This window comes from Pseudomonas sp. BS-2016, assembly GCF_001806145.1.
Lineage (GTDB): Bacteria > Pseudomonadota > Gammaproteobacteria > Pseudomonadales > Pseudomonadaceae > Aquipseudomonas > Aquipseudomonas lundensis.
On sequence record NZ_MLCT01000027.1, the window covers coordinates 25,863 to 34,125 of the forward strand.

8 protein-coding genes and 2 pseudogenes are annotated in these 8,263 nt (G+C 57.3%); 6 read left to right on the plus strand and 4 right to left on the minus strand.

The genetic code is table 11. The features are described from left to right. Positions 1–20: 20 nt before the first annotated feature. Together BKD70_RS15095 and BKD70_RS24345 are read right to left on the minus strand one after the other, a co-directional pair. Entirely contained in the window at positions 21–488 is a 468-nt protein-coding gene (locus BKD70_RS15095; protein ID WP_052892127.1) for a DUF4225 domain-containing protein, read from the minus strand. Further along, positions 485–982 (minus strand): Hcp family type VI secretion system effector, encoded by a 498-nt coding sequence (locus BKD70_RS24345; RefSeq protein WP_080960354.1) that lies wholly within the window; start codon positions 980–982, stop codon positions 485–487. Before BKD70_RS24345 ends, BKD70_RS15095 begins: the two co-directional genes overlap by 4 nt. 186 nt (positions 983–1,168) lie before the next feature. Here BKD70_RS24345 and BKD70_RS25400 point away from each other — a divergent pair. Together BKD70_RS25400 and BKD70_RS15100 are read left to right on the plus strand one after the other, a co-directional pair. Continuing rightward, positions 1,169–1,279: pseudogene (locus BKD70_RS25400) on the plus strand (integrase); the annotation flags it as partial. Beyond that, positions 1,248–1,664: pseudogene (locus BKD70_RS15100) on the plus strand (2,4-dienoyl-CoA reductase); the annotation flags it as partial. The pseudogenes BKD70_RS25400 and BKD70_RS15100, both read left to right, overlap by 32 nt. A gap of 426 nt (positions 1,665–2,090) precedes the next feature. Here the strand turns inward: BKD70_RS15100 and cynR are convergent. Further along, complete coding sequence (gene cynR, locus BKD70_RS15105; protein WP_047273614.1) at positions 2,091–2,981, minus strand: transcriptional regulator CynR; 891 nt, start codon at positions 2,979–2,981, stop codon at positions 2,091–2,093. Positions 2,982–3,092: 111 nt separating this feature from the next. On the opposite strand from cynR, the gene BKD70_RS15110 reads away from it, so the two are divergent. From BKD70_RS15110 to BKD70_RS15125, 4 genes are all read left to right on the plus strand, one after another. Then, complete coding sequence (locus BKD70_RS15110; protein ID WP_047273616.1) at positions 3,093–3,734, plus strand: carbonic anhydrase; 642 nt, start codon at positions 3,093–3,095, stop codon at positions 3,732–3,734. Between the two features lie 29 nt (positions 3,735–3,763). Beyond that, positions 3,764–4,234 (plus strand): cyanase, encoded by a 471-nt coding sequence (cynS, locus tag BKD70_RS15115; protein WP_047273618.1) that lies wholly within the window; start codon positions 3,764–3,766, stop codon positions 4,232–4,234. 76 nt (positions 4,235–4,310) lie between these two features. Then, complete coding sequence (locus BKD70_RS15120; RefSeq protein WP_047273620.1) at positions 4,311–4,550, plus strand: DUF2790 domain-containing protein; 240 nt, start codon at positions 4,311–4,313, stop codon at positions 4,548–4,550. Positions 4,551–4,620: 70 nt separating this feature from the next. Further along, positions 4,621–5,844, plus strand: a complete 1,224-nt coding sequence (locus tag BKD70_RS15125) for an amidohydrolase family protein (RefSeq protein ID WP_047273622.1) — start codon at positions 4,621–4,623, stop codon at positions 5,842–5,844. A gap of 60 nt (positions 5,845–5,904) precedes the next feature. Here BKD70_RS15125 and mrdA read toward each other — a convergent pair whose 3' ends face one another. Then, positions 5,905–7,797, minus strand: a complete 1,893-nt coding sequence (gene mrdA, locus BKD70_RS15130) for a penicillin-binding protein 2 (protein ID WP_047273624.1) — start codon at positions 7,795–7,797, stop codon at positions 5,905–5,907. Positions 7,798–8,263 lie beyond the last annotated feature (466 nt).

Below are 8,263 nucleotides of genomic sequence, written 5' to 3' on the forward strand. Positions count from 1 at the left end.
AGCAGTCGAAAAATAGCGGCCTACTTCAGACCATCCCTAAGTATTTCTCGGTAGACTTTTTTCACGGGCCCTACAGTGCTGTTGGTGTCATTGTAAATATTCATTCCTCCTTCATATAGGTTGTTAATTCCGTGGGCAATCATTGGGCCGCTATACGGGAGGCTAAGTCCTCTTGTTGTAATGGCGGATTCAATACCTGTTTTAAGTTGCATGAATCCACCGGCAATCCCAGCATCATTTTTAGCGTAAAACCACGCTTTATTGGCTAGCTCGTCATACTCAGTTATAAGTTCCTGCATCCCGTCCCAGGCACTAATAACACCGTCGTTAACGTCGCGAATGACCTCGTTTACATAGTTTGCAATAATCGAGCTAAACTTCAGCTGCATGATGCTATCAAGGTACGTGGCGCTCGTGGTGCAGCCAAAAGACATCAGGTCTGAGGCTGCTTTCGTGACGTCATGGATGTCACACTGTTGGTCACTCATACGCCATTGTTCCATGTGCTATGCGCGCTGGTGCCAGCCCCAACGTGTATCCATGTAATATCCCGATAGCGAATCGCGACGACTTCTTGCGGCTGACCGCCTGACATATTGATCGCATGCGGTACTTGAACATTTATATACGCAATTCGTGCGCCCTCTAAACAAACAGTATAATTTTTTTCCTGACTGCCCGTCGGCGATGTGCGGTAAAAGTCAATGACGCATTTAATTTTCTCACCATCTTGCAGAGCATTGGAAATCAATGGAGAGGATTTATCAATGTTTTTAGTAATAACAACAGGTCTGTGTTGCCCACGACCGCCTGTTACTGTTCCATCATTTCCTGCAATCATGTCATGCGAATAAGCCAACACCATGATTTCATTAAAGTGGCCGATCTGACATTTATTGCCGATAGAAACTTGACTAGAACAGCCTGAAGAAATTAGGCCTTGTTTTTTCCCTGTAATAGACATGTATCCGTGATTAGCCATTTCATATTCCTTAAATTTACCAACCAACCTAATGCAGTAATAACGAACTTATTGTAGGAAGATTCCTAAATATTCTGATCAGTCCCCTTAAAAAATCATGTAATTCCCTATACCCCCCGCCGAGCCGGAATTACCGCCCAGGTTGTTTGCATCCAGATCGACTGTGGTACAAATCCGATTTTTCTTAAGAACCTACGGGCGGTGCAATTGCTACTCGGCCATATGAAGCTGGAGAGCACCGTTCGGTATCTGGGGGGTGCGGTTGATGACGTGCTGGAGATGGCTGATCCTACCCAAAGGTTGGACCATCAAGAACCGCATCGCCAAAGCCGCTATGGAAGAAAATATGGCGGACGCCTACCAGGCGCGTTCGGTACACCTGATGCGTCTGTATCAGGCTTGGGCCGACGGCGGTGCTGGGTTGATCATAACGGGCAACATGATGGTCGATGGCCTTGCCATGACCAGACCCTGCGGCGTGGTGTTGAAAAAGGATCTGCAACGGGACAAATTCAAGCGCGGGGAGTGAGTTGGCCAGTCCGGCGGTGCTCAGTTCTGGCTGCAGATCAATCACCCCGGCCGTTAGATGCAGGCCAACCTGGGGCAAATAGCGTGGGCGCCGTCGGCGGTATCGATGGGTCTGGGCAACATGCCTAAGCATTTCGCTACGCCTCACGCGATATTCAACCGATATCACCCTTACGTGCGATGGTTTTGCAGCAGATCGGCAGGGCGTTTCGCACGCGTCAGTATCGCCGCAGGGTAGAGAAGTACACGCGTTGAAATTCGCCATGGGCAACTTCAGGTCCACCCTCTTCGGCTGATTGAGTACCCGGTTTTGGGCGACAGTAGCAGTCCGTCTGCGCCTTTGCTCTGGGAGACGCAGGTAGCGATTGTTCGCTCAAATCCGAATGTCAGCGTGTGCCGGTCTTCGCGGTGCGCGCAACCCAAAAAGCGCCTGAACAGGGGCTTTGGCAGGAAGAATCGTCTGATGCGCTGGAGCATGACGGACTTGTTTTACGTTGAGACCCAGCAACGTGTTGGGCCATGGGCGCGTCATCACGTGTCGGCCAAGTCAGCGCCACTGACTATCCGAAAGACGCTATTTTCAATTGGCCGTCAGGTCGCTGGCCACTTCCTTGGCCAGTGCCATAAACGCCCGTGCCGCCGAGGATTGATAGCCATTCTTGCGCTGCATTAATACTGCCGTGCGTTCCAACCGGTGCGGTCCCAGCTCAACAGCAACTAACGCGGGGTGCGCCCGTGCGATGGCGGCGGGCAGCAAGGTCGACAGCGGGGTTCTGCGCACCACCTCAATCAATGCACCAATCGCATTGGCCTCCATGACCACGCGCGGGCGGATGCCGTGTTGGGTGCAATAGCGGTCGACCTGCTCGCGGGTGGCGAACGCTTTGCTGAGCAGAATCAGAGATTGCGCATTCAGCGTTTCCAGCCCGATGGTTCGTTCCCCGGCCAGCGGGTGTTGGCTGCCCACGACCAAGGCAAGCGTTTCAACCAGCAGTGCAAAGGCCTCGATGTCTGGTGCATGCACTTCATCAAACCCAATGCCCACATCCAGTTCGTCCGCCAGCAGCTGGTGCTCCATGTGCTCTTGGGCGAGTTCATGCACGTTCAGCACAATGTTCGGGTAGCGGCAGTGAAAGGCTTCCACCAGCGGCCCGACCAGGTAAGTGGTGAAGGTCGGCGTCACTGCGATGCGCAGCGTTCCTCGACTGAGATCGCCCACGTCATGGATCGCCCGTTGGCCTTCGCGCAGTTCCTGAGCCGCGCGCAGGGCATAGCGCAAGTAAACCTCTCCGGCATCGGTCAGGCGCGTCTTGCGACCTGTACGGTCAAACAACTGCGCGCCGAGGCTTTCTTCTAGTTGGCGCACTTGCTGTGACAGTGCGGGCTGCGAGACATGCAGTGCTGCCGCCGCACGGGTGAAGCCTTGGTGGTGCGCGACCGCAAGGAAATATTGGATATGACGCGCGAGCATGCTCGTACCTATAAGATAATCTAATGCTTGCGATCATATATCAGACTTTTACCTTATTTCACGTTCTCCGTAACCTTTGCTTCATCGCATCGCGAACCAACGGAGTCACCCATGCAAGACATCATCGACGGTTTCCTTAAATTTCAGCGCAATGCCTTCCCGGAACGTGCCGGCCTGTTCAAAGGCCTGGCCAACCAACAGAGCCCACGGGCGTTGTTCATCTCTTGCTCAGACAGCCGGCTGGTGCCGGAGCTGGTCACACAGCGCGAACCGGGCGACCTGTTTGTCATCCGCAACGCTGGCAACATCGTCCCGTCCTACGGCCCTGAGCCGGGCGGCGTGTCGGCCTCGGTGGAATACGCCGTCGCCGCCCTGAAAGTCAGCGACATCGTGATCTGCGGGCATTCCGACTGCGGCGCCATGACCGCTATCGCCACCTGCAAGTGCCTGGATCACATGCCCGCCGTGGCCGGCTGGTTGCGCTACGCCGATTCCGGTCGGGTGGTCAATGAGGCGCGTCAGCATGTCGACCAGCACGCCAAAGTCGCCTCGATGGTGCGCGAAAACGTCATCGCCCAGTTAGCCAATATCCAGACACATCCTTCAGTACGCCTCGCACTCGAAGAACAGCGCGTGACCTTGCATGGCTGGGTCTACGACATCGAAAGCGGCTGCATCCAGGCCTTCGATCGTCGCACCGGCACGTTTGTGCCACTGGCCGAAAACCCCACGGTTCGCGCTGTTTCGCACTAACCCTGATTTTTACCCACGGAGAACCCACCATGATCCAGTCCCACATCAACCAAAACGCTCGCCATGCCCTGACCGACGTCATCTTGTTGGCCAAGGCCCGCAAAGACTTGTCGTTTGCACAAATCGCCGAAGGCACCGGCCTGCATGAAGCCTTCGTCACCGCTGCGCTGCTCGGTCAACACCCGCTGCCAGCCGACGCCGCGCAAGTGGTGGCCGACACCCTGGGCCTCGACACAGACGCTGTCCTTGTGCTGCAAAGCATTCCGCTGCGCGGCAGTATCGGTAACGGCATTCCCACCGACCCGACCATCTACCGTTTCTACGAAATGATTCAGGTCTACGGCACCACGCTCAAGGCGCTGGTTCACGAAAAATTTGGCGACGGCATCATCAGCGCCATCAACTTCAAACTGGACGTCAAGAAGGTCGATGACCCGGACGGCGGCTCCCGTGCGGTCATTACCCTGGATGGCAAGTACCTGCCGACCAAACCGTTCTGATCAATGCCCCATGGACCCGGCGCTATAAGGCTGCCGGGTTCCCTTTTTCCGACCATCTGGAAGAGAGCTTCTGAGCATGAAAGCGTTACTTCTACTGATAGCCAGCGTGTTTAGCGCTGCGGCCATGGCCGACGAGCCGCTACCGGTTGAGCACTACAGCTACAGCCAGCACCTGGACATCGCCCACGTCATTTCCACCACTGAAATCGCCAATGTCTGTGCCGTCGTGCCTGTGCGTATGACCTATGAAGACACCAATGGCCAGAAACACATACTGGAATACCGTGTGATGGGTAACGGCTGTTCCAACGGTTGAACACCCGGTTATTTGTATATCTACCGTTGCCCCGAGGTGTCTGCGGGGAGCAACACAGAGGGCCTACGTCATGGATTTAATCTTTCGCAATGTACGCATCGATGATGCAAAACCGCTGATGGACGTAGCGGTGAACGACGGCAAGATCGTTGAGATTGCGCCGACCCTTTCAGTGCGCGCCACGCAGGAAATCGAGGGCCATGGCAACGTGTTGATCCCGGGGTTTGTCGAAGGGCACCTGCACTTGGAAAAAGCCAATATCATGCACCGCAAGGCCAATCGCTCCGGCACGTTGAAAGAGGCGATAGCGGTTACCGCCGCACTCAAACCGACGTTGACGCGCGACGACATCCTCGAGCGTTCGACTCAGGCACTGCGGGCATTGGTGCAGGCCGGCACCACCCACGTCCGCGCCCACGCCGAGTTCGACCCGGTGCAAGGCTTTACCGGCTTTGATGTGGTGCTGGAACTGCGTGACACGCTGCGAGACGTCATCGACATCCAGGTGGTGGCTTTCCCGCAGGAAGGCATCCTGAAACTGCCGGGCATGCAGGCCATGATGGTTGAGGCCATGGAAAAAGGCGCCGATGTCGTGGGCGGTATTCCCTACAACGATGACTCGGCCCATGAACACATCGACTATTTGTTCAACCTGGCCCGGGAGTACGACAAAGACATCGACTTCCATCAGGACTTTGCCGACAACGCCGAGCACATGACCATTGAATACTTGGCCCGCAAGACCCTCGAAGCAGGCTATCAAGGGCGCGTGTGCGTCGGTCACCTGACCAGTCTGGGCGCTGTGCCGCCGCACAGACAGCAGGCAATCATTGGCTTGATGCGTGAGGCGGGCATCAGCGTCATGTGCCTGCCCGCCACCGACTTGCACCTCGGCGCGCGCGGCGACGACCATAACGTACGTCGCACACTGACGCCGGTGCGGGCGCTGCGTGACGGCGGGGTGAATGTCTGCCTTGCCACCAACAATATTCGCAACGCGTTCACCCCGTTTGGCACCGGTGATTTGCTCAACATCGCGCAGCTGGCAATTCCGGCCTGCCACCTGGGCGGGGCGGATGACCAGGCCACGGTGCTGTCGATGCTCACGACCCATCCGGCGAAAGCGCTAGGGCTCAAGGATTATGGCTTGGCGCCGGGCAAGGCTGCCGATGTGGTGTTGCTGGATACACGGTCGGTGAGCGATGTGATTCTCGACCTGCCCGCGCGGTTGATGGTGCTTAAACGCGGGAAAATCGTAGCAACCTCGGTCTGTCAGCGTTCGGTGGTGTTCTGATCCGGCGCGGTGCGTTGACGAGCCCCCCATGAGGGGGCTTTCTCACGATCCGGGCTGTCACTACACAGGCGGGTTGCCCTGTTTGATGTGCGGGCTGGCATATTGCGGCTTCAGCCCACCCTGGCTGTCGAGCAGCCACGCATCCATCACCTTGCGCACCACCGGCCCGGCAACGCGTCCACCCGCTTCGCCGTTTTCGATCATCACCGAGATCACGATCTGCGGGTCTTCAGCCGGGGCAAACCCCACAAACAAGGCGTTGTCGCGATTGCGTTCAGCGGTTTTCAGGCGGTTGTAGCGCTCACCTTGCTTAATCGCCACCACTTGCGCCGTACCACTCTTGCCGGCAATCCGGTATTGCGCGCCGGTTGCCGATGCCCGGGCGATCCCCCGGGCATCGTGCATCACCAGTTGCATGGCATGGTTGACCTGTTCCCACTCTTTGGGGTCATGCAGCACGATGTTGGGCATCGGGTGTTCATCCACCGGTGGGGCACCGTCGATGGTGCGGGCCAGGTGCGGGCGGTTCCACACCCCTTTATTGGCGATCAGCGCAGTGGCCTGTGCCAGTTGCAAAGGCGTGACCTGCATGTAGCCCTGACCAATCCCTAAAATCACCGTTTCGCCGGGGTACCAGGCCTGACGCCGGGTGCTGCGCTTCCATTCGCGTGAAGGCATCAAACCGGACGATTCTTCGAACATGTCCAGCGACACTTTCTGGCCCACACCAAACATCGACAAGTAGTCGTGCAGGCGGTCAATGCCCAGCTTTGAGGCAAGATCATAGAAGTACGTGTCGTTTGACCGCATGATCGCGGCGTTCAGGTCAACCCAGCCATCGCCGCTGTGGTTCCAGTTACGGTATTTATGGTCAACGCTCGGCAGTTGGAAGTAGCCGGGGTCGAAGACCCGCGTCGAGGCAGAAATCACGCCGCTGTCGAGTCCGGCGATGGCGACTTCAGGCTTGATGGTCGAGCCGGGCGCATATAGGCCGCGCAGTGCCCGGTTGAACAACGGTTTGTCGATGGAATCGCGCAAACCGGAATAATCCCTGGAACTGATGCCGGTCACGAACAGGTTGGGGTCGAAGCTCGGTTTGCTGACCATCGCCAGCACTTCACCGGTTTTCGGGTCGATGGCAATGATCGAGCCGCGGCGGTCGCCGAGGGCCTCTTCGGCCGCTTCCTGCAACTTGATGTCGAGGCTGAGCACGATGTTCTTGCCCGGTACTGCATCGGTGTGGCGCAACACCCGCATGACCCGGCCCTGAGCATTGGTTTCGACCTCTTCAAAGCCGACCTTGCCGTGCAGTTCGGGTTCGTAAAAACGTTCGATACCGGTCTTGCCGATGGACTGCGTGCCCCGGTATTGCGTGGGGTCCAGCTGCTTGGTTTCTTTCTCATTGATACGCCCGACATACCCCACCGAATGCGCAAAATGATTGCCCTGCGGGTAGTGGCGGACAAACTGCGCTTCCACGTCGATACCCGGCAAACGGTACTGATTGACGGCCAGCAGCGCGATCTGTTCTTCGGTCAAGTCGTAGAGCAGGGTGGACGGCTCGAAAGGGTGGCGCGCCTGTTTCATCGCTTTGGCAAATACGGCGCGTTCCTCGGCGGGCAAATGCAGGATGCTGATCACCGAATCGAGCACATTGGCGGCATCGCCCGCGCGTTCGCGGGTCAGGGTCATGTTAAAGCTGGGCTGGTTATCGGCGAGCAACACGCCATTGCGGTCATAAATAAAGCCGCGTTCGGGCGGGATCGGCAACACATGCACGCGGTTGTTTTCGGAGACGGTGGAGTTGTAGTCGAACTCGGTGACTTGCAGGAAATACAGCCTGCCCACCAGCGTGCAACTGATCGCCAGTACCAGTGCAGCGCACGCGATAAGTCGTTTATTGACCAGCCGTTTCTCGGTGTCGTGATCTTTGAGGGGGATCGGCTTGGGCATGGTGGGGGTGCCTCACATCAAAAAACGGAAATGCAGCCGTCTGCGCAAGGGGCGGCAAGCGGCGAAAAGTCGGCGCACACCTTACCAGCACGTGGGGTATTAATCCGCTTTGCAACATGAAACTTGACAGGCTGCGCGCACAGGCGCGTTGCGCGGCCAGCCTACAGCCGTGTTGGGCCATGGATGGCCCGTCACGGCGTGCCCCGGAGCGAGGGAACTTGAGCGAAGCCCATCGTTCAGTCAGACGCTGATGCCGGATAGGTACGCCCTGTTCCTGTTGAAGCAACGGTGTACGTATCCGTTTGATGTGTGAGGGCCTTTTACGGGTTCCGCCCTTACGGTGGCTCACTTTTGGCAAATAGCCCCAAAAGTAAGCAAAAGGTCCTTGCCCTGCCATACGGCCGCCTCGCTCTGGCTCGACGGTGCCTTCACTCCGGCACTGTTGCAGGGGCACGCCGTGACGGGC

Coding starts and splice junctions, on each gene's coding strand:
- BKD70_RS15095 (WP_052892127.1), bottom strand. CDS start 488: ATGAGTGACCAACAGTGTGACATCCATGACGTCACGAAAGCAGCCTCA.
- mrdA (WP_047273624.1), bottom strand. CDS start 7,797: ATGCCCAAGCCGATCCCCCTCAAAGATCACGACACCGAGAAACGGCTG.
- BKD70_RS15125 (WP_047273622.1), top strand. CDS start 4,621: ATGGATTTAATCTTTCGCAATGTACGCATCGATGATGCAAAACCGCTG.
- cynR (WP_047273614.1), bottom strand. CDS start 2,981: ATGCTCGCGCGTCATATCCAATATTTCCTTGCGGTCGCGCACCACCAA.
- cynS (WP_047273618.1), top strand. CDS start 3,764: ATGATCCAGTCCCACATCAACCAAAACGCTCGCCATGCCCTGACCGAC.
- BKD70_RS15110 (WP_047273616.1), top strand. CDS start 3,093: ATGCAAGACATCATCGACGGTTTCCTTAAATTTCAGCGCAATGCCTTC.
- BKD70_RS24345 (WP_080960354.1), bottom strand. CDS start 982: ATGGCTAATCACGGATACATGTCTATTACAGGGAAAAAACAAGGCCTA.
- BKD70_RS15120 (WP_047273620.1), top strand. CDS start 4,311: ATGAAAGCGTTACTTCTACTGATAGCCAGCGTGTTTAGCGCTGCGGCC.